Genomic DNA, 21007 nt, shown 5'->3' with positions numbered 1-21007 from the left:
TGACCGTTAGCGAAACTTATTTGTGATTGTACGATAAATACATTTAAATTGCAATATACTATTCTGATAATTTAAGTATATGCCATTTAATTAAAGATTGGCTTTAATGCTTTCCGCAACGGCACTTAATTGCTCTGGTGTATATTTTTGTGTTTGCCAATTTAAGTCCAAGCCTTCTTTTTCATCGTAACGCGGAATAAAATGTAAATGGTAGTGGAAAACAGTTTGACCAGCTGCAGCACCATTATTATTAATTGTATTCAGTCCAATTGGATTAAAAGCAGCTTTAATAGCATTTGCAACTTTCGGTGCTACTGCATATAAATTGCTAGCCACAGCCTCAGGCATTTCGAATAGATCCTTGCAGTGATGTTTTGGAATTAATAGTGTATGACCTTTTGCTACAGGTGAAATGTCCGTAAATGCATAGACATGTTCGTCTTCATAAATTTTTGTACTTGGAATAGATCCATCAATGATTTTGCAAAATAGGCAATCGCTCATTCGAAAATTCCCCCTTATTTTATATGTAAATACATTCTATCACACTCATAACTGTATCATTTGCTAATTTTTGATAAAATATAAACAAGAAGAGGAGTGAGGGCATGACGGTATTAGAGGTACAACATGTGACAGGTGGTTATACAAGAAAGCCTGTAATTAAAGATTTATCATTTACGATTGAAAAAGGAGAGCTTGTTGGCTTAATTGGTTTGAACGGTGCTGGTAAAAGTACGACGATTAAGCATATTATCGGAACGATGCTTCCAAAAGAAGGAGACATTCGTTTAAATGGTGTGACGTTAAAGGAAAATACGGACAAGTATCGTACAGCATTTTCCTATATTCCTGAAACACCTGTATTATATGATGAGTTAACATTACGTGAACATTTAGAATTAACCGCAATGGCTTACGGGCTAGATGAAGCAACACTTGCAGCTCGTTCACAATTATTATTAAAGGAATTTCGAATGGAAAAACGACTGAATTGGTTCCCATCTCATTTCTCAAAAGGGATGCGTCAAAAGGTTATGATTATGTGCGCCTTTTTAGTCAATCCAAGTCTTTACATTATTGATGAGCCTTTTGTGGGACTCGACCCGCTAGGCATTCAATCATTGCTTGATCAAATGGATGAAAAGAAAAAAGAGGGCGCTTCTATATTAATGTCCACACATATTTTATCGACCGCTGAAAAGCATTGTGACCGCATAATTTTATTGCACGAAGGGCGTGTGCGAGCACAAGGGACAATGGAGGATCTACGTAAGGCATTTGCGATGCCACATGCGACATTAGATGACTTATATATTGCAATGACAAAGGAGCGCGACCATGAAGAACTTGCGTGATGTATGGTCCTCTCGCTTCATGCATTATATAGGTGAAGTGCAAAAATATATGCGATTTATTTTTACGGGGCATATAGCGATTGTAATAGTATTTCTTATTGGAGCAGGGGGCTATCAATATAGTGAATGGCTGAAAATTGTTCAGCCTGATTTTCCGGCAGAGGTAATAATTGCAGTGGTAGTTGGGATTTTGCTAGCATTTAGTCGTCCAACTTCACTTTTGAGAGAGCCTGACCAAGTGTATTTATTACCTTTAGAATCAAAAATGGCACAGTATTTTAAAAAGGCATTAGCGTGGACGTTTTGGTCACAGGTTTGGGTTGTGGCAATTGTTTATATCGTTAGTATTCCTTTATTAAAAGCTGTTACTGAATTAACAACATTTGAAGTTTGGGCAGTGTTCTTCCTTATTATTATATTGAAGTATTTGAGCGTTCAGGGTGAATATAGCTATCGTTATAGTGAACGTGGTCAAATGATTTGGGTGGACAGGCTAATTCGAGCTGTTATCTTTGGTGTTGCTGTTTACATGGGGCTTCATATGCAACTTCTTTTAGCGATTGTTGCAGTGGCTATTATGTGTGTGTATATTGTTATATTTAGAAAAAAATGTGCTGGCGAGCCTGTGCCGTACGAGCATTTTGTGAAGCTAGAACAAAATCGCATGATGAGTTTCTATCGTTTTGCTAATTATTTCACAGACGTTCCACATTTACGTGGCAGCATCCGTCGTCGTGGTTGGCTTGACTGGCTTTATAAATTTGTGCCATACAAGAAGGACAATGCTCAAAAGTACTTGGTGTTCCGGACATTTGTGCGTACAGACGATCATTTTTATTTATGGCTACGCTTAACAGTAATTTCAGCTGTTATTGCAGCTTTTGTAGATATTCCTGTAGTTACGTGGATTGTTGCAGGTGCATTGAGTTTTGCTACAACGATACAGCTAAAGCAGGCATTATTATCAAGTGGTGAATTCCGCATGGACATGCTTTATCCATTACCGGATGAAGCGCGAAAGGTTGCAGTCAAACAAATTGTACGTCTCGCAATGATTGTTCAAGCTATTATTGTCGGTCTATGTGGGGTTACACAGCCAATGTTTTATGTAACCTTCATTATCATTTTGGTTATAAGTGAATTGACTGCTAAGATCTCAAAACCTTAATAGGGTTAATTTCGGCTTATCACCAAAGGTAGAAGACATTTTGCTAAAACGTATGCCATGTGAATAAGTTGATTGGAATGAAGACTGGGCGACTCCTCGGGGATCAGCGATAGAGGAACGAAGGCTAAAACCATCACGTCCTGTGATAACGCCTTCGTGACCAACATCCTGCTGCTGTCGCTTCGCTTTCGCGCAAAAAACATCTGTTGCCCCGAGACCCTGCAGAGAAGCGGATGTTTCCTGTGCGAAAGCGTAGTGCTAACGTAGCGGCAGCAATGTTTTATATGTGCGAAAGTGCAACGACAGCAACAACAAAGCGCCCAGTCGGAACGGAAATCAACCCAAGTTATGGTGATCAGCAAATTATAAAAGCTCATTTCTCCAATTCTTTGATTGGAAAAATGAGTTTTATTTTTTATTCTACAAATTGATAGTCTAGTGCGGCTGTTAATAGTACTTTTGCCGCTACGAGCATACCTTTTTCATCTATATCGAATTTTGGATGATGATGTGGGGCATATTCAGCTGGTTCGGCTCCTGTAAAGAAGAATGTACCTGGCTTTTCTTCTAAGTAGTAAGCAAAATCTTCGGCCCCCATAGTTGCTTCAATCTCTGCCACATCGCATATATCCTGTGCAATATTACGCACGAATAGTGTTTCCTTTTCATGATTTACAACTGCAGGGTAGCCACGACGATAATCAACTTCAATTGTACAATCATGGGCAATTTCTGTACCTTGGATAACCCGTTTAAACTCACGCTCCATCGTTTCACGAACATCCTTATTAAACGTTCTAATTGTTCCATTTAAATAGGCTGTATCGGCAATAATATTGTCGGCATTAGATGCTACGAATGAACCAACTGATAAAACAGCCGATTCCGTCGGATCAACTCTACGGGCGACAAGTTGTTGTAAATTCATAACAAGTTGAGAGCCAATAACGATAGCATCCTTTGTTTGATGCGGATGAGCACCGTGACCACCCTTACCTTGAATTTTTATTTCAAAACTATCAACAGCGGCCATCGCCGGACCTACGCGGTAACCAATCATACCTGTTGGATGGCTGGAAGATAGATGTGTACCAAAAATAGCATCGACTCCGTCCAAAGCTCCAGCCTGTACCATACCAATCGCACCACCTGGATCAGCCTCTTCGGCATGCTGATGAATTAAAACATATTCTCCAGCTAATTCATCGCGCATTTCCCACAAAAGCTTACCGATAATTAATAAAGTAGCTGTATGACCATCATGCCCGCAAGCATGCATTACGCCAGGCACAGTTGATTTGTAAGGTACATCTTTTTCATCTTGTATAGGAAGTGCATCAAAGTCTGCTCGTAAAGCAATCGTTTTACCAGACTTGCTTCCTTTAATCCGTGCAATCAGACCATAACCACTGACATTAGCTTCCACCGGCACGCCTAACTGTTTATAAAATTGAATAATGTAGTTTGCAGTTTCTTGCTCCTGAAAGCTTAGCTCTGGATGCATATGTAGATGACGGCGAATAGCCACCATTTCATCAAAATGAGCATCAACCTTTTCACGTAGATGTTGGTTCATAGGAAACCTCCTTAAACAAAATGTATTAACTAGTATAGAAGTGAATATTCGCGCGTGCTGGGAGAATATCCGCGCTCTGTGAGAATATCCGCGGAAGAGAAGCAAATATCCGCGCTCTCCGTGAGAATACCCGCGGAAGAGAAGCGAATACCCGCGCTCTCCGTGAGAATATCTGCGGAAGAGAAGCAAATATCCGCGCTCCCCGTGAGAATATCCGCGGAAGAGAAGCAAATATCCGCGCTCCGTAAGAATATCCGCGGAAGAGAAGCAAATATCCGCGCTCTCCGTGAGAATACCCGCGGAAGAGAAGCGAATACCCGCGCTCTCCGTGAGAATATCCGCGGAAGAGAAGTGAATACCCTCAAGCTTAAAAAACTAAGCTTCGTCTTCTTCCTTCGGGGCAACATTATAGGTTGTGACATAGGAAGCTGCTGAGAAAATATTTTGCTGATTCACACCTGTTGGCTCTTTACGTTCTGCGTGCGCTGATGTAAAGGCCTTAGAGCTTTTCCATGCTTCGAACGAATGAGGACCGTTCCATTGTGTCATTACAATGTATGTTTCACTATTTATTGGACGTAGTAGTCGAAATGCTACAAAGCCTGGCTCATCTTCTATAGCACGTGCTCGATTTAAAAAGCGATGTTCAAAAACGGGTCGACCTTCATCGGTAACGGGAATATTGTTGAAGACAAAGAAGCCGCGTTCTTCTAAATTATTTACTGAATCTAGTACTTCAAACTTCCGTGGTGTCGTAAAGACAGATTTCCCTTCTGTTTCATGTATAAGCACAGAGTTTCCTTCTCCGTGTATTAAAATCATCTCCTCGTTTGGATATTTATTTTTTAACTGTTCTAAAAAATCACCTGTACCAGAAGTTAAATAAATATACATAAATTTGCCCTCCTTATGAATGTTCAAAATATAATGTGATTATCTCCATTTAAGTGTAAGTCTAAAGCTCTGTCAAAAAAGAATGCTCATAGAAAGAACAATTTTATGACATTTCACTAGGAAAACTATACAATAACAGAGGAAGCGTTTACTATTGAAAACGGATATCAATAATAACGGAATAAACAAGAGAATTTTACGATATGAATTTTATCGAGGGGAAGGAACTATTCATGACAACTTTTAATGATTCACTTCTACGTGCTGCACGAGGGGAAAGAACGGAACATACACCAGTTTGGTATATGCGACAAGCAGGACGCTCTCAGCCAGAATATCGTGCAATTAAAGAAAAGTACTCCTTAGAGGAAATTACACATCAACCTGAGCTTTGCGCGTATGTAACGCGTTTACCAGTTGAAAATTACAATGTTGATGCAGCAATTTTATACAAAGATATTGTAACGCCTCTTCCGGGTATTGGTGTAGATGTAGAAATCAAAGCAGGCGTAGGTCCTGTCATTTCAAACCCTATTCGATCAGTCGCTGATATAGAAAAATTAGGTGAATTCAATGCGAAAGAACATACACCATTCGTGTTAGAAACGATAAAATTGTTAACAGAAGAGCAGCTGAATGTACCACTAATTGGTTTTGCTGGGGCACCATTCACACTTGCAAGTTATATGATTGAAGGAGGTCCTTCAAGAAACTACAATAAAACAAAGTCATTTATGGTATCAGAGCCTCAAGCTTGGTTTGCATTAATGGACAAGTTAGCTGACATGATTATTTCTGATGTTTCTGCCCAAGTCGAAGCGGGAGCAAAAGCTATCCAAATATTTGACTCTTGGGTCGGTGCTTTAAATGTTGAAGACTATCGTGTATTCATTAAGCCGATTATGACACGTATTTTTGCTGAGCTGAAAAAAGAAAATGTACCACTTATTCAGTTTGGTGTCGGTGCAAGTCATTTAGCGAAAGAGTGGAATGATTTACCGATCGATGTTGTTGGCCTAGATTGGCGTTTACCAATTAAAGAAGCATGCATAAACGGGATTACAAAACCAGTTCAAGGTAACTTAGATCCATCGCTATTACTTGCTGATTGGTCTGTTATTGAGAAACGTACGAAAGATATTATCGATCAAGGTTTAGAAATGCCTGGACATATCTTTAACTTAGGTCATGGTGTATTCCCAGAGGTAGACCCAGCAGTGTTAAAACGTTTAACGGCACTTATTCATGAATATAGTGCTCAACAAATCCAAGCACGTTCTTAAATAATGTAGAAGTGACCAAGGTTTTATCCTTTTCTATGAATGATGTTCAGATTTCATCATAAGAAAGGGTGCTGTCCAATCTGATGAATTGGACAGCTTCTTTTTGTCACATTAATATATGAGAAAAAATTTAATTTTAACTATTTTTAGAGGTGAAAAAGTTAATGAAAGAAATTAAAGGCTTATTAGTAATGGCATACGGAACACCCTATAAAGAAGAAGACATTGAACCTTACTATACACATATCCGACACGGTCGCAAACCATCAGAAGAGCATTTAGAAGATTTACGTAGTCGTTATGAAGCAATCGGTGGTTTATCGCCACTTGCTGCGGCTACAAAAGCACAAGCTGAAGCTTTATGTGCACGCTTGAATGAAGTACAAGATGATGTGGAATACAAATTATTTATCGGTTTAAAGCATATCCACCCATTCATTGAGGATGCTGTCGAAGGAATGGTAGCAGAGGGGATTAAAGAAGCGGTTTCTATCGTATTAGCACCTCATTTCTCAACGTTCTCTATTAAATCATATAATGGCCGTGCAGCAGAAGCAGCTGGAGGTCGTTTAACAATTACGCCTGTGGAATCTTGGTATGATGAACCAAATTTCATTGAGTATTGGAAAATTAAAGTGAATGAAACATTTCATGCAATGTCTGAGGAAGAACGCGAAAAAGCATGTTTAATTGTGTCCGCACATTCACTTCCAGAAAAAATTAAAGAGTTAGGCGATCCATATGAAGATCAATTAATTGAGACAGCGCGACTAATCCAAGAAGCGACTGGTATAAAAAATGTAGAAGTTGGCTGGCAATCAGCAGGACAAACACCAGAACCTTGGATCGGTCCAGATGTTCAAGACTTAACGCGTGAACTTTACGAGCAGAAAGGCTTCCGTTCGTTCGTTTACACGCCAGTGGGCTTTGTAACGGAACATTTAGAAGTTTTATATGACAACGATTTTGAATGTAAAGTTGTTTGTGATGAACTTGGCGCGAACTATTATCGTCCAGCAATGCCAAATACACACCCATTATTTATTGATGCAATGGTTGATGCCATTCATAAAAAATTAAGCTAAGCGAAAAGAAAGTGATGATGTTGGTGACTCAGAAAAGACGTAAGGTAGTTGTGGTAGGCGGTGGCATTACTGGCCTCACAGCTGCATTCTATTTGCAAAAAGAAGCACGCGCAAAAGAATTGCCGTTAGATATCGTACTTGTCGAGTCGTCATTACGTCTTGGCGGAAAAATACAAACACTGCGAAAAGATGGCTTTATTATTGAGCGCGGGCCAGAATCTTTTTTTGATCGTGAGAACTATGTATATGCTCTAGCAAAAGATTTAGGAATTGAACAGGAATTGATTACAAGCAATGCAGGACCGAATTATATTGCTGTTGGTAGTAAATTATATCCAATTCCGAGTAATCTTTTGTCTGGGGCAACACCGCTTATCTCGTCATTTATTACATCAGGTTTGTTTTCACTCAGCGGTAAAGTCCGTGCAGCGGGTGATTTTTTCATCGCCCGTTCTGCACAAGATGATGATCAACCATTAGGGCAATTTTTTAGAAGAAGATTCGGTGCTGAAGTTGTGGAAAATCTAGTAGAACCATTACTTGCAGGAACATTTGCTGGTGATATTGAGCAGTTAAGTATGCGTTTAACATTCCCGCAGCTCTACGGATTAGAACAAAAATATCGTAGCCTACTGATTGGTATGAAAAAGTCTGGTACGAATTTTTTAAGTAACCATCGCATCTCGAAAGATAAGGGGATTTTTCAAACATTTAATAATGGTCTTGAGACACTTATCGAAAAGCTTGAAGAATCACTACTTCCTGGGACAGTTATGAAGGGTGTTAAAGTTGAAGAAATAGAACATGGTAAAGATGGTACTGTCCAAGTTGTGTTAAATAATTTTACACAATTAAAAGCAGATGCTGTTCTTATTGCTACACCATTTAATGTGGCAGAAAAAATGTTCAACAAACACCAGCTATTAAGTGAATTGAGTACGATGAAGGCTGCAACTATTGCAACTGTGACAATGGCCTTTAAAAAAGACCAGTTAGGTGATTTAGATGCATTATCATTTTTTGTCTCTCGAAATAGTGATTTTTCAATAACTTCTTGCACTTGGATTAATCGAAAGTGGCCTGGCACAACACCAAATGATTACGTGCTATTACGTAGTTATATTGGACGAGTGGGTGACGAGGCAATTGTAGCGTTATCTGATACTGAAATTGAAAAGACCGTCTTGCAGGATTTAACGAAAACAATTGGTGTAGATGGAGCACCGTTGATGACAGTAGTTTCTCGCTGGAAAAATGCTATGCCGCAGTATACGGTAGGTCATGAGGCGATGATAGAGCGTGTAAAGAAAGAATTGCAAGAACATTTTCCAACTGTTAAGCTCTCAGGAAGTTCCTTCGAAGGAATATCTATACCAGAGTGCGTTGAGCAAGGTAAGAACGTTGCTAATGAAATATTAATGGAAATGTTTAAGCAGCAATAAAGCTAAAGAGATGGATAGTCGCACAAAGAAGATGCGAAATATCACTGAACAACAAGCCAGGGAAGGTTAAATGAAACTTCCCTGGCTTGTTTCACTTTAAGTTACCTAGAATCTACTATTAGAAAATCCGATGACATGACCATAATATCCCGTCAGAATTAGCACCCCCTAGCATGAGTTCTATATCTAATCCATCAGCTTCATAGAATAAATCAATCGCATCAAAAAAATCCTTTTATCAGAAAAGGGAAATATAAAGGTGCCAAGAAGAAATATCATGTAGCTGCAAAGGAAAAGATAAAATCGTATATGATGGAGTGGTCAGGTTATTGGCTGCTGGTGAAAGCGTGATGAATATTTATTGATAACACGGTCTTTCCAGAAACACCATTACAAAAAACGAGTTTGAATGGGAAGGAAGAAAAAGTGTGTCCCCAAATACAATTTTTTTTATCGTACTTATTCTAATTATTTTTATGCTAAGGAAACATATTAAATTTATAACAGTTATTAAATGGGGCTATACTGATAATAATTTTGGCAAAACGTTAAACGTTTCCTATAAAAGGTTTGCCGGCTTGGATAATTATAATTTTTTTTTCAGAAAGGGAAATATCGTTACGATCTCATATGATGTAAAAGTGGAGGAAGGAGAGCTAACCTTAGAATGGACTGATCGCAAGAAAATAATCTGGCAAGAAACATTTAAAGAAGACAGCCAAGGTACTTTTACTACCCTTGCAGACCATCGCCTGCATTATGTCCATATTGAAGGAAAGAATACTAAAGGTGGATATCATATAAAATTCACAGAAAAGGGTAATGAATAAGGGATTTTCTGCCGTAAACTTATCCTTATAACTATGAAGATATTAAGCGACCATCTGATGCTGTCGGTTTGAAACAAAGATGCAGCCCACTGAAAGCAATTATGCCGAGGTATCATTAATTGATTTGGATATTTGTGGTGAAACAGCTGAAGAATAGGGGGGGGAAGTTTGGAAATTGGATTAGGTATTTTGGGGTTAGCATTGGCACTAGGCGTAGCTTTTATGATAAGTCATGGTAAATCGAACAAAGAGAAATATATAATTTGGGGAATAACTATGATGTTAGTAATTGCTCCTTTATTCTCATGGGTTGTTTCTATTCTGTATGGGGTATATGAAGGTGAGGGTTTTGCGGCAGTCGCACTAATGATGGTAATGTTTCCGCTTCTGTTTTTAATCGGGCTTGTCCTTCTTCTTATGGGAATTTTTAAAAAAGGGAAAGCAAAATCTATTTAGCCAGCGTGTGCGTAACATCCTGTATTGTTTTTTATCCGATTTTCACTTGTTATGAATTCCCTAATTATATAAAATAAAAAACCCGGAAATAATATCCGGGTTTGAATTCCACTTACATTTATTTCTCCATGACACACTGCCTCGCTTCCGCATAGAATCTTAAGATATCCCTAAGATACTGTACTTTAGCTTTATTCAGTAAGAGCTATCGATCAACCTTACTCATCGGGTTAACCCTCCTAGTCATTGGATTTGAAGTGAAATCTTTAATAGTATAGATCAATTATTATTTTTTATACGCATTATTTTTTATTAAATTAGCAGGTGTGTTGATTAACCATTTTTGGGCGACTCGCTTTGTTGTTATGTGCATTCGCTATCAATAATTTTTGGTTGGATAAATGCTTGTTGATGAAGCGTTACATAATAATAGCGAAAATTACTTTATTTGTTTGTCATAAATTTACCTCTCAAGTTTCACTTGGATTTCACAATTGTGAAGTATAGTTAAGAAACAGAGGTGATGATGTTGAAAAAATGGGCATTCTTCATTTTTTCTTTAGTACAGATTGTATGGTTAGCAGGATGTACGGAGAAGTCGCTTGAGTCTATTGAACGCGATCAGAACTTTATTGCGTCCTTAAATATACAAGAACCTTCATTAGATTTTATAGATGAACAAGGTAATGTCATAGCAACATGGTTATTTGACAAAGCTTACTCAGGGGCAATATTGCTCGGACAGGATCATGTATTATTGTATGGTCATCAATTGAATGAAATTGACGTCTATACATTATCAACCGGGAAGAAGCTCTACTCTAAAAAAGTACAGGTTGGTACAACGAATGCGTATTATGTTGAAAATAAAAAACAGTTTTTTATTACGAATAGCAAAACAAATACTGTGACAAGCTTTGATGAGAAAGGCAATGAGCTTGCAACACAGAAGCTTGGTAATTATCCTATGTCGATGGCTGCCAATAAAGATAAGCTATATGTAATAAATTATAAAGACACGAAATTATCGGTGTTAAACATTGATAATCTAAAGGTTGAGCAAGAGTGGCCGATTCAAAAATCATCTCATGGGATAGCAATTCTTGAAGAGACGAATGAACTTTGGATAGGTGGTCATGGAGAAGGAAGCAAACCGAATAGTACTGTGAAAAAATATGATCTTACGACAGGTGAGGAACATGGAGAGATAGAAATGCCTTTAATGCCTGTTGGATTAACCAAAACAAAGGATTCTGTCCTCGTTGTTAGTCATGGCCATAATAAATTATATGTGGCTGACTTTGATGGAAATGTGAAATGGCAGCTAGAGGTAGGCGCTAATCCATTTGTCGTAAATCAGTTTAAAGATTATATTGTTGTCGCTGGCTATGATGACCATACTTTGTATTTTATAAAAGAAGGTCAGGTGAAGAAAACAGTTGATGTGGGGAACGGTGCATTTCAACTGTTAGTGAGGGAGGAATAAATGTGACAACTGTATTAATTGTTGATGATGAACAAGATATGCGTAATTTAATAGAAATGATGCTCAATAATTCAAAAATTGAGACCTTTACAGCAGCGAGTGGTACAGAAGCATATGATATTATTATGCGCGAAAAAATTGATTTAGTTTTACTCGATGTAATGATGCCACATGAAGATGGCTTTGTAGTTTGTCAAAGCATACGTGTGATGTCGAATGTACCAATTATCTTCCTAACAGCACGTGATGCAAATGAGGATAAAGTAAAAGGCCTAACACTTGGCGGAGATGATTATCTTGTAAAACCTTTTACAAACGATGAACTAGTTGCGCGAATCCATGCTGTATTAAGAAGAAGCGGTACTAATATTGTAGATTTGCAGCAAAAATATGTGATGATTGGACCTATTAAGTTAGATGAGATTGCACGTAAGGTATCTGTAGATGGAAAAAGTGTTCCGCTAACTTTAAAGGAATTTGAACTATTGCATTTATTTATGAATAATCCTGGGAATGCATATACAAGGGAGCAACTACTAGAACGCATTTGGGACATTGATTATGTAGGGGGAACAAGAACGGTTGACACGCATATAAAAACCTTGCGTATAAAGCTTGGAAAGGAAGCCGCGGGGCATATTCAAACCGTCTGGGGAGTGGGCTACCGTTTTGATCCTGGCGAATGAGAAAGATTTCAACACGCATTTTGTTATTAATCTTTGCATTTTTAATGATTACCGTTTTCTTTATGTATGTCCTGACGGATTATTTATATGAACGACTTTATGTAGAAGACACGAGAGAGATGATGGTAGAGGTTGGAACAAAGCTCCAAACTATGTATACCAGTGGTAAGGTAACGGATGAATTTATTGCAGATATTGAACATTATGCCAATTATTCGAATTTGAATATTTTTGCAGTAAGAAATCCACGTGAACTAAGTGCTTGTGTACCCTTTGATATTGATTACGAAACATTAATTGGCCCTGAGGAGCGACAGCAATTACTTGCAGGTGAATATGTGCAAAAAATCGGCTATGAGCCCCGATTTGATAGAAAGCTAATTTCTGTAGTACTTCCACTAGTAGATCAAAATAGGCTTGAAGGGATTATTTATATTTACTTTCCTCTAGTAAAAATTAGTGAGTTAGCAAATAATGAGGTCATTTTCTTATTTGTCAGTGCCTTTATATTTTTAATTGTAATCAGCTTTTTAATTTATAAAGGGATTCGTCATATTATGCGACCATTAAGCAATTTGCAAAGGGCTGTCGAGCAAATGTCATATGGAAACTACGGAACACGTGTACCAGTTCATTCAAAAGATGAAGTTGGGAAATTATCCAGCACCTTTAACAAAATGGCAGAGGCTATACAACAAGAGGATGAGGCTCAGAAAACGTTTTTAGCAACAGTTTCACATGAGTTACGGACGCCCATTAGCTATGTGAAGGGGTATAGTGAAGCAATACAGAAAAACATTATTCCGGAAAATCAAAAAGAGGAAACGATCCAGCTTATTGTACGTGAGGCGAATCGTATGGAACGTTTGACAAATGAACTACTTCAACTCGCCCGTATGGAAAATGAACAAGCAGAAATAACTTTATATCCAATTCCTCTTGCCGAAACATTACGTGAGGTTCAAAAAATATTAACTCATCAGGCGAAAAAGAAAAGCATTACACTTCATCTAGATGTTGATGATGCGTTAATCATCAAAGCTGAGGAAGTAAAGCTGAAACAAATTATTATTAATATTATTGAAAATGCTATTAATTATTCGTATGAGCAGTCAAAAGTTGAAATCACTGCTATTGAAAATAATGGTCATGCGCAAATTACTATCAAGGATTACGGGATCGGTATTCCACAGGAGGATTTATCGCATGTAACAGAACGTTTTTATCGTGTTAACAAAGCACGAGGTCGAGCTGATGGTGGCAGTGGACTAGGCTTGTCGATTGTTGAACAATTGTTGAAGCAGTTAGATGGTAAAATTGACATTACAAGTGAAGTTGAAAAAGGCACAGTTGTAAAAATTATGTTGCCGTTAATGGAGGAGTAACACATGAAAAAATGGTTATTGGCATTAGTCGCAGTACCTGCATTGTTAGTAGGGTGCGGAGACAAGAAAGAGTCAGCAGATTTGAAAGAGCCAGAAATGCCTCAAATTCCAGAGGTTGAAATTTTAACACCGAAAGAAGTAGCGATTAATGAAACGATTGAACTTGCAGCGCACGTCGAACAAGGTGGGGAAAACGTGGATGATGCAATTGTACAATTTGAAGTATGGGAATCGGGTAAACGCGATGAAAGCAAAATGATGGACGGTAAATTAGAGAAAGATGGCGTTTATAAAGCAACGACTACATTTGACCACGATGGTGTTTATTATATGTTTGCTCACACAACTGCTAATGGTGTTCATAATATGCCGAAGCAACAAATTACAGCTGGGAAACCTGATATGACAAAAGTTTTACCAGAGGATGAAAAAGCAAGTAATAGCATGGATGATAACATGATGAATCACGGTAATGATACATCAGATGACGCTGAGCATGGTGATCACGAAAAAAATGAAGAAAATCATCATTAAATGCTTGCATTATTTTTCAATTAGGAATATGATAATGACCAGATGACCGAAATGGTTTTCTGGTCATCGTCGTTTTCGGTGTACAAAACAAGTACATAACTTTAACAAAGAAAGGATGTTACTAATGGATCGTAGGCAGGAGATTCTTGAAGCAGCTGCAAAATCTTTTACATTGTTCGGTTACAAGGCGACAACGATGGAGCAAGTGGCGAAAATCGCTAATGTTGGTAAAGGAACGATTTACACATTCTTTGCAAATAAAGAAATTTTATTTCAAGAGATAGCCATGTCACTAGTACGAGACATGAAGGCTGAGGCGGATGCAGTGTTGGATGCATCAGCTGGCTTTATGGAAAATGCACACAATGCTTTAATGAGAATGCTACAGTTCCGTGAAAAACATCTTTTATTTGCGAAGTTATTAGAAGAGGAAAAAGAATTGCGAACGCCGGCAGTCAAACAAGTTTTAATTCGCATTGAGACTGAAATTTTATCGTATGTTGCTGAGTTAATTCAAAGACGTATTGATAAAGGTGAAATCAAAGACTGTGATGCAGAATTAGTAAGCTATCTGTTGCTAAAGGCGTATCTAGCATTTATTGTTGATTGGCATGAGCTACATGGCGACATTATTCCAGAAGAAAAGATACTGAATCTTTTCAAGGAAACAATCTTCCGTGGGCTAATTTTAACTTGATTCGGTTGGGATAATAGGGAAATAAAAATACTGAATCAAGTGAAAGCCTAGGAGCAAATTTAGCCCATAAGAGGGTTTAGATTTTTTTTTGAATAAAAATGACCAACTGACGTTTTCGGTCAAAAAGTTTAGGAGTGAAGAAAACTTATGATTAAAGCTGAGTGGCTAAAAATCTTTAAAACCAAAAAAATGCTTGTTTCAATAATCGCTGTATTATTTATACCGGTTATGTATGCAGGTATGTTTTTATGGGCGTTCTGGGATCCATATAAAAGCCTACCTGAATTACCAGTAGCTGTTGTCAATGAAGATAAAGGTGCTGAAATGGCAGGAGTTAAATTAGATGTAGGGAAAGACTTAGTCGATAATCTCGTCAAAAGTGAGCAGTTTAAATTTATTGAAGTAACCAAAGAAGAAGCTAAAAAAGGCTTAAATGGTCGAGATTACTATATGATTTTAGAAATTCCAGCAAATTTCTCTGAGCATGCCACTACGTTATTAGATGACAAACCTTCTAAATTAGTTATGAACTATATTCCAAATGAAGGATTAAACTTCCTAAGTGCACAAATTGGCGATTCAGCAATGGAAATGATACGTGCGGAAGTAAATACACAAATTTCAACTACTTATGCAGAAAATTTATTTGATACAATTACAACAATGGGAGATGGCTTTACGGAGGCTGCTGATGGCTCTAGTAAGCTAGATGAAGGTGCCAAATCTTTAGCCAATGGTGCGAAAGATTTAAAAGGTTATCTTGAGCAATTAGCATCAAGTACAGTTGAATTGTCAAATGGTACAGATAAAATTACTAAAGGTGCTGGAGAGGCTGCAAAAGGCGCTAATGATTTATCTTCTGGCTTAGTAAAATTAGAAGACGGAACTGGACAGTTGCAAAAAGGTGCACAGCAAGCAGCAACTGGAGCAACAACCCTTCAGCAAGGTTTATCGCAATATACTCAAGGTGTAGCGAAGGTGCAAGCAGGTTTATCTACAATTAATGAGAAACAACAACAAATTAGTTCAGGTGCAGCTTCAATTGCTGACAATGCAGGCGCATTAAATGGTGCAGCAAACCAATTAACTGCTGGTTCTGCAAAAGTAGAAGAAGGTATCACTGCTTTATCCAATCAATTACAAGGCATGATGGCTTCACTACCTGAAGAGGAAGCTGCAGCATTAAAGCAAACTTTAGCAGAGCTACAAGCAGGAAGTGCCAGCGTGCATAATGGCTTAAATTCTTTATCTGCTGGTACAGAAAAATTACAAGCAGGTGCTAGTCAAGTAAGTTCTGGTGCAACTCAAATTGCAGCAGGTCAAGGAGAAGTGTTAGCAGGTGCTAATGCATTAACAGCAAAAAGCGGTGCATTAGTCGAAGGAGCAAAAGGTCTCCAAGCTGGTAATGCAACGCTTGCACAAAAATTAGGTGAATTAAATGCTGGTGTGAATACAGCCGTAACAGGTTCTAAAGCATTAGCTTCAGGTTTAAATGAACTAGCAAGTGGTTCAACAGCATTGAATCAAGGTACTTCAACACTTGCATCAAAATCAGGTGAGTTAGCACAAGGTTCTGCAGAGCTTGCAGATGGTTCATCTGAACTTGCAAATGGTACATCAACTTTATCTAGCGAATTAGGTGAAGCAGGTGAAAAAGCAGGCGAAGTTCATGTAAATAAAGACACATATGAGATGGTAGGTAAACCAGTTGAGATTGAAAAAGAATCTGTTAACCATGTACCTAACTATGGAACAGGTTTCTCACCATACTTTATTTCTCTTGGTTTATTTGTTGGTGCATTAATGATCTCTATCGTTTTCCCACTTGTAGAACCAGCAATTCGTCCAAAAAATGGTGCAGCTTGGTTTACAAGTAAAGTCTCAGTTTTAGCAACAGTCGGCTTAATTCAATCTATAGGAACAGTAGTTATTGTAAAATGGGGTTTAGGCCTTGAAGTATACAGTTTAGGACACTTTTTCCTAACAGCATTATTAACAAGCTATGTTTTCTTAGCTTTAATCCAAATGTTAGTGTCCATTTTCGGTGATCCAGGACGCTTCATGGCGATTGTTATATTAATTTTACAACTTACAACAAGTGCGGGTACATTCCCACTTGAGTTAATTCCAGAACCATTACAAGTATTTAATACACTATTGCCAATGACATATACTGTTCAAGCATTTAAAACATGTATCTCTACTGGTGATATGTCATTCTTAATGCAAAACTACGGAATTCTTTTAGGTTTCCTAGTAGTATTCTTAGCTATTACATTCGGTTATTTCATGTTACTACATGCAAAACGTTACTCAAAAGTAGCCGAAGAAAACTAAAAATAACACTTTTGACACCCACCCATGTGGGTGTCTTTTTTTTGTTGGACAAGTGCTTTAAATAAGTGACAGGGAGAACTGCTCAGCTCAAAGGAAGAGCTTCATAGGTAAAAAAATATAAAAAAACAACAGCTGATATGAGCGTATCAGCTGTTGTTTTTTGTAAGTGTAAGAGATTTAATTAAGGGTTCATCAAAAAGTGATGAGTGGTGTCATTATTAGTACGTGTGGGGCACGTATATGACTATTACAGAATAGGCAAATGCTTATAGGTGGTTACATTTTTCACAAGTGTTGCTGTAGCATTCGCTTTGTTCTTCCATTTTTTCACCGCATTCTGTGCATTGTTTTGCAGGTAGGTTCTTGAAAAATTCAACTACGTTTTCTAACATTGTGGACTCCTCCTTTAAGTTTATCTGTACTATTACTGTTTTGTTATTTCCTAGTGTATTATAACAGATGCTTTTCGTCAACACTAAATGCCTAATTTACGTTAAAATAAATATGGATATTTTGTGAAGGAGGAGATGTAATTATGATATTCGTTGATAATAAAGGGATTCATGATCCACGCATTAATCTTGCTATTGAGGAGTATTTATTGAAAACGATGGATGTTGAGAAGGAGCCAGTGCTGCTTTTTTACATAAATCAACCTTCAATCATCATTGGCAAAAATCAAAATACAATCGAAGAGATTAATACAGATTATGTGGAGGATAATGGCATAATCGTTGTACGACGTCTTTCAGGTGGAGGCGCAGTATATCATGATTTAGGGAACCTTAACTACAGTTTTATCACTACAGATGATGGCGAAAGCTTTATGAATTATAGAAAGTTCACACAGCCTGTTGTAGATGCACTTGCAAAAATGGGCGTTCACGCTGAACTTTCAGGTCGCAACGACATTTTAGCGGAAGGACGTAAAGTTTCTGGCAACGCACAATTTTCTACAAAGGGCCGTATGTATAGCCACGGTACTTTAATGTTTGATACAGAAATTGATGCTGTTGTATCTGCTTTAAAGGTGAAGAAAGATAAAATTGAATCAAAGGGCATTAAATCGATTCGTTCGCGAGTAGCTAATATTTCTGAGTTTTTAAAGGATCAGATGACGGTTGAAGAATTCCGTCTAGAAATTTTAAAATCGATTTTCGGTGGCGAAGAGAATATTCGCTACTATGAGCTAACGGAAGAAGATTGGACAAATATACACAAGCTATCTGCTGAGCGTTATCAAACATGGGAGTGGAACTATGGCAAATCACCACGCTTCAATATTCAAAAAACACATCGTTTCCCAACTGGAGGTATTGATATTCGCTTAGAAGTGAATCATGGAATTATCGAAGAAGCACATATTTTTGGTGATTTCTTTGGTGTGGGCGATATGGCAGATGTTGAACAACGTTTAGTTGGGACAAACTATGATCGAACTGCAATCGCTGAAGCGTTAGCAGATATTGATATTCCAACATACTTTGGTGGAATTACGACAGAAGAGTTTCTACAATTAGTATATTAAGAAAAGCTTGTGTAGAAGTTGTTAAATGTCCTTACTGATTCGTATTAACTTTTGCTACAAAAAGGTTCGTTGACAATTATGTCGTCGGACCTTTTTTTGATACAATATAAATAGAAAGGAGTTTTTGTATGGAGAAGCATCGAATATTTATTGTCGAAGATGATGTTAAGATTGCGTCATTGCTCGCAGAAACGCTTAGAAAATATCAATACGAAGTTGAAACGATCAAAGAATTTGATCATCTCATTGAAGAATTTACAGCATTTAATCCACATATGGTGTTGCTTGATATAAATTTACCTTCATATGATGGCTACTATTGGTGTCGCCAACTACGTCAACATACAACTTGTCCCATTATTTTCATTTCCGCTCGTTCTGGGGAGATGGATCAAATTTTCGCGCTTGAAAATGGGGGCGACGATTTTATTACGAAGCCATTTAATTATGAGATTGTACTGGCTAAAATCCGTAGTCACTTGCGTCGTACATATGGTGAATATGCAGCAAGGCAAGAGGAACGGACAATTAAACAAGGACAGCTTGTTCTTCATTTAGAAAGAATGGAGCTTCATAAAAATGATTTGGAAATTCCTCTTCAGAAAAAAGAATGTATCATTTTAGAACTGTTAATGGGCAATGCCCCAAAAGTAGTGACGCGTGAGCAACTATTAGAAGAACTTTGGGACGATCAGGCATTTGTTGATGAAAATACATTGAACGTCAATATGACACGAGTACGTAAAAAGCTAGCGGATTATCATATTACGTCATCTATCGAAACGGTACGCGGGGCAGGATATCGTTTTATATTAAGTGCAGGTGAGTTATAGTGGGCTGGAAATTATTTTTGCGTGATTACGCATCGTTCATCGTATTCCAGTTCTTTTTAGTCGGCTTCATCATGGTCTTATATTGGCTGGATGGCTTTCGAAATGTCGATACGGCTATTTATTCTTTCTGTATTAGTTTAGTGTTGTTAGCCTCATTTTTACTGATCCGCTATTTAATGCGCCAACGTTATTTGTTGAAAATATCGCAACTTCCTAAAACCATGGAGGATGTGTTACAAAAAAACGCTAAATCACCTGAGGCGATACAGGTAGAGAAATATATGCATGAACTATATCGACTGTACCAGCATGAGCTCCAATCGTTATATGCTGGCCACAAACGACATGATCAGTTTATTAATCAATGGGTACATCAGATGAAAACGCCAATCTCTGTTATTGAACTGTTATTACAAGATGAGCGTCCTCTCGATAAAAAGAATGTGCAGGAGGAAATTGATCGCCTGCGCAGAGGCTTGGATATGGTACTTGTAAATGCTCGGTTAGAAAATTTTGAAGAGGATATGCAAGTAGAACAGGTTGCTTTAAAGACGATTGTAACTGCAACTGTTAATGAAAATAAACGTTTATTTATTACAAAGCGAGTTTTCCCAGAAATTCATATTGAGGATGACATAATCGTAGCGAGTGATTCAAAATGGCTTCGTTTTATTATCGGCCAATTTGTAACCAATGCAGTTAAATATACATTTGAAGCAAATAAAAAAATAGTGATTTCGGCCATTAAAAAGGATGACTGCGTACAGTTAGCCATTTGTGATGAAGGTATTGGTATTCCAACTTCCGATCTTTCTCGCGTCACTAAAGCCTTTTTTACTGGTGAGAATGGACGTAAAACCGGGGAATCTACAGGGATGGGCTTATATTTAGCTAAAGAAATCTGTGAAAAACTCGGTCATGAATTAATCATTACATCAGAGGTAGGAAAAGGAACAATTGTTACAGTGACATTTACGAATTAGGGGGAGCAGAGATGAAAGAAGTACGCTTTGGTAAGTGGGTATTAAATGTCAAAACTGATAAAACAGAGGCATTATATGAATCGCATAACGATGTTTGTCTATGTTTATCCTGCAAAAATTTCCGAAAAGCTAGTCTTTTGCGTAATGAAGAAGTCATGCATTTTTCAGATAAGCTAGGGCTAGACTTACATAAACCAACTTTACTGAACGCTTTTCCTGTAGAAGGTGAACAAGTGATGTATAGTGGGCATTATACGATTTATGGAGAAATAATCGAAGGTGAAATTGATGCATGGGATGTAATTGTTGGGGATCATTGCTTAAGTCTAGTGGAGGAGGATGGCAATGAGTCCGCAATATCATTAACAGAGCCACATTTTCAAATTGGCTTTGAGGTAGTATTGCAATGGCTTTTACCAGAATCTATGGAATTAATGAAGAAATAA

The 21007-nt window shown here is 37.7% G+C and carries 22 protein-coding genes; 18 read left to right on the top strand and 4 right to left on the bottom strand.

Annotated elements, in window-relative coordinates:
- Positions 1-90: 90 nt before the first annotated feature.
- Positions 91-504, bottom strand: coding sequence for an HIT family protein (locus tag BFJ97_RS17840; protein ID WP_068986014.1), 414 nt, complete (start codon positions 502-504; stop codon positions 91-93).
- A gap of 104 nt (positions 505-608) precedes the next feature.
- On the opposite strand from BFJ97_RS17840, the gene BFJ97_RS17835 reads away from it, so the two are divergent.
- The 3 genes from BFJ97_RS17835 (at position 609) to BFJ97_RS17825 (ending at position 2957) form a co-directional block, all read left to right on the top strand.
- Positions 609-1358 (top strand): ABC transporter ATP-binding protein, encoded by a 750-nt coding sequence (locus tag BFJ97_RS17835; protein ID WP_068986013.1) that lies wholly within the window; start codon positions 609-611, stop codon positions 1356-1358.
- Entirely contained in the window at positions 1342-2526 is a 1185-nt protein-coding gene (locus BFJ97_RS17830) for an ABC transporter permease (protein WP_068986012.1), read from the top strand. The genes BFJ97_RS17835 and BFJ97_RS17830 overlap by 17 nt, the downstream gene beginning before the upstream one ends.
- A gap of 242 nt (positions 2527-2768) precedes the next feature.
- Positions 2769-2957, top strand: a complete 189-nt coding sequence (locus BFJ97_RS17825; protein ID WP_139114476.1) for a hypothetical protein — start codon at positions 2769-2771, stop codon at positions 2955-2957.
- Here the strand turns inward: BFJ97_RS17825 and BFJ97_RS17820 are convergent.
- On the bottom strand, positions 2942-4102 hold the full coding sequence (locus BFJ97_RS17820; protein WP_068986010.1) for an amidohydrolase: 1161 nt from the start codon (positions 4100-4102) through the stop codon (positions 2942-2944). The two genes, BFJ97_RS17825 and BFJ97_RS17820, sit on opposite strands and share 16 nt — an antisense overlap.
- A 375-nt stretch (positions 4103-4477) precedes the next feature.
- On the bottom strand, positions 4478-4996 hold the full coding sequence (locus BFJ97_RS17815) for an antibiotic biosynthesis monooxygenase family protein (protein ID WP_068986009.1): 519 nt from the start codon (positions 4994-4996) through the stop codon (positions 4478-4480).
- 233 nt (positions 4997-5229) lie between these two features.
- Here BFJ97_RS17815 and hemE point away from each other — a divergent pair, with 233 nt between their 5' ends.
- The 11 genes from hemE (at position 5230) to BFJ97_RS17760 (ending at position 17217) form a co-directional block, all read left to right on the top strand.
- On the top strand, positions 5230-6279 hold the full coding sequence (gene hemE, locus BFJ97_RS17810) for a uroporphyrinogen decarboxylase (protein WP_068986072.1): 1050 nt from the start codon (positions 5230-5232) through the stop codon (positions 6277-6279).
- Positions 6280-6443: 164 nt separating this feature from the next.
- A complete protein-coding gene (gene hemH, locus BFJ97_RS17805; RefSeq protein ID WP_068986008.1) occupies positions 6444-7364 on the top strand; it encodes a ferrochelatase in 921 nt (306 codons plus the stop codon).
- Positions 7365-7378: 14 nt separating this feature from the next.
- A complete protein-coding gene (gene hemY / locus BFJ97_RS17800; protein ID WP_068986007.1) occupies positions 7379-8806 on the top strand; it encodes a protoporphyrinogen oxidase in 1428 nt (475 codons plus the stop codon).
- 428 nt (positions 8807-9234) lie between these two features.
- The gene (locus tag BFJ97_RS17795; protein ID WP_068986006.1) at positions 9235-9636 is read left to right on the top strand and encodes a hypothetical protein; all 402 of its coding nucleotides are present in this window, start codon (positions 9235-9237) and stop codon (positions 9634-9636) included.
- A gap of 168 nt (positions 9637-9804) precedes the next feature.
- Complete coding sequence (locus BFJ97_RS17790; protein WP_068986005.1) at positions 9805-10092, top strand: hypothetical protein; 288 nt, start codon at positions 9805-9807, stop codon at positions 10090-10092.
- Between the two features lie 526 nt (positions 10093-10618).
- Positions 10619-11578: a YncE family protein gene (locus BFJ97_RS17785; RefSeq protein WP_254660199.1), complete on the top strand. Its 960-nt coding sequence runs from the start codon at positions 10619-10621 to the stop codon at positions 11576-11578.
- 2 nt (positions 11579-11580) lie between these two features.
- Positions 11581-12264 (top strand): response regulator transcription factor, encoded by a 684-nt coding sequence (locus BFJ97_RS17780; protein ID WP_083227090.1) that lies wholly within the window; start codon positions 11581-11583, stop codon positions 12262-12264.
- On the top strand, positions 12261-13649 hold the full coding sequence (locus BFJ97_RS17775; RefSeq protein WP_068986004.1) for a sensor histidine kinase: 1389 nt from the start codon (positions 12261-12263) through the stop codon (positions 13647-13649). Before BFJ97_RS17780 ends, BFJ97_RS17775 begins: the two co-directional genes overlap by 4 nt.
- Positions 13650-13652: 3 nt before the next feature.
- Complete coding sequence (locus tag BFJ97_RS17770) at positions 13653-14183, top strand: FixH family protein (RefSeq protein ID WP_068986003.1); 531 nt, start codon at positions 13653-13655, stop codon at positions 14181-14183.
- 124 nt (positions 14184-14307) lie between these two features.
- Entirely contained in the window at positions 14308-14880 is a 573-nt protein-coding gene (locus BFJ97_RS17765) for a TetR/AcrR family transcriptional regulator (RefSeq protein ID WP_068986002.1), read from the top strand.
- A 147-nt stretch (positions 14881-15027) separates the two neighbouring features.
- The gene (locus tag BFJ97_RS17760; protein ID WP_068986001.1) at positions 15028-17217 is read left to right on the top strand and encodes a YhgE/Pip domain-containing protein; all 2190 of its coding nucleotides are present in this window, start codon (positions 15028-15030) and stop codon (positions 17215-17217) included.
- A 266-nt stretch (positions 17218-17483) separates the two neighbouring features.
- Here the strand turns inward: BFJ97_RS17760 and yhfH are convergent, their stop codons facing one another.
- Positions 17484-17609 carry a protein YhfH gene (gene yhfH / locus BFJ97_RS17755; RefSeq protein WP_004230455.1) on the bottom strand — a complete coding sequence of 42 codons (126 nt, stop codon included), beginning with the start codon at positions 17607-17609 and terminating at the stop codon, positions 17484-17486.
- Positions 17610-17752: 143 nt separating this feature from the next.
- Here yhfH and BFJ97_RS17750 point away from each other — a divergent pair, with 143 nt between their 5' ends.
- The 4 genes from BFJ97_RS17750 (at position 17753) to BFJ97_RS17735 (ending at position 21007) form a co-directional block, all read left to right on the top strand.
- Positions 17753-18745: a lipoate--protein ligase gene (locus tag BFJ97_RS17750; protein ID WP_068986000.1), complete on the top strand. Its 993-nt coding sequence runs from the start codon at positions 17753-17755 to the stop codon at positions 18743-18745.
- Between the two features lie 128 nt (positions 18746-18873).
- Complete coding sequence (locus tag BFJ97_RS17745) at positions 18874-19578, top strand: response regulator transcription factor (RefSeq protein WP_068985999.1); 705 nt, start codon at positions 18874-18876, stop codon at positions 19576-19578.
- Entirely contained in the window at positions 19578-20561 is a 984-nt protein-coding gene (locus BFJ97_RS17740; RefSeq protein WP_068985998.1) for a sensor histidine kinase, read from the top strand. The genes BFJ97_RS17745 and BFJ97_RS17740 overlap by 1 nt, the downstream gene beginning before the upstream one ends.
- Before the next feature lie 11 nt (positions 20562-20572).
- The gene (locus tag BFJ97_RS17735; RefSeq protein WP_068985997.1) at positions 20573-21007 is read left to right on the top strand and encodes a hypothetical protein; all 435 of its coding nucleotides are present in this window, start codon (positions 20573-20575) and stop codon (positions 21005-21007) included.

Origin of the sequence: Lysinibacillus xylanilyticus (assembly GCF_001708185.1) — a bacterium.
GTDB lineage: Bacteria > Bacillota > Bacilli > Bacillales_A > Planococcaceae > Lysinibacillus > Lysinibacillus xylanilyticus_A.
Note: the sequence above shows the minus strand (reverse complement) of the source record. Positions and strands in the feature narration are given on the sequence as shown.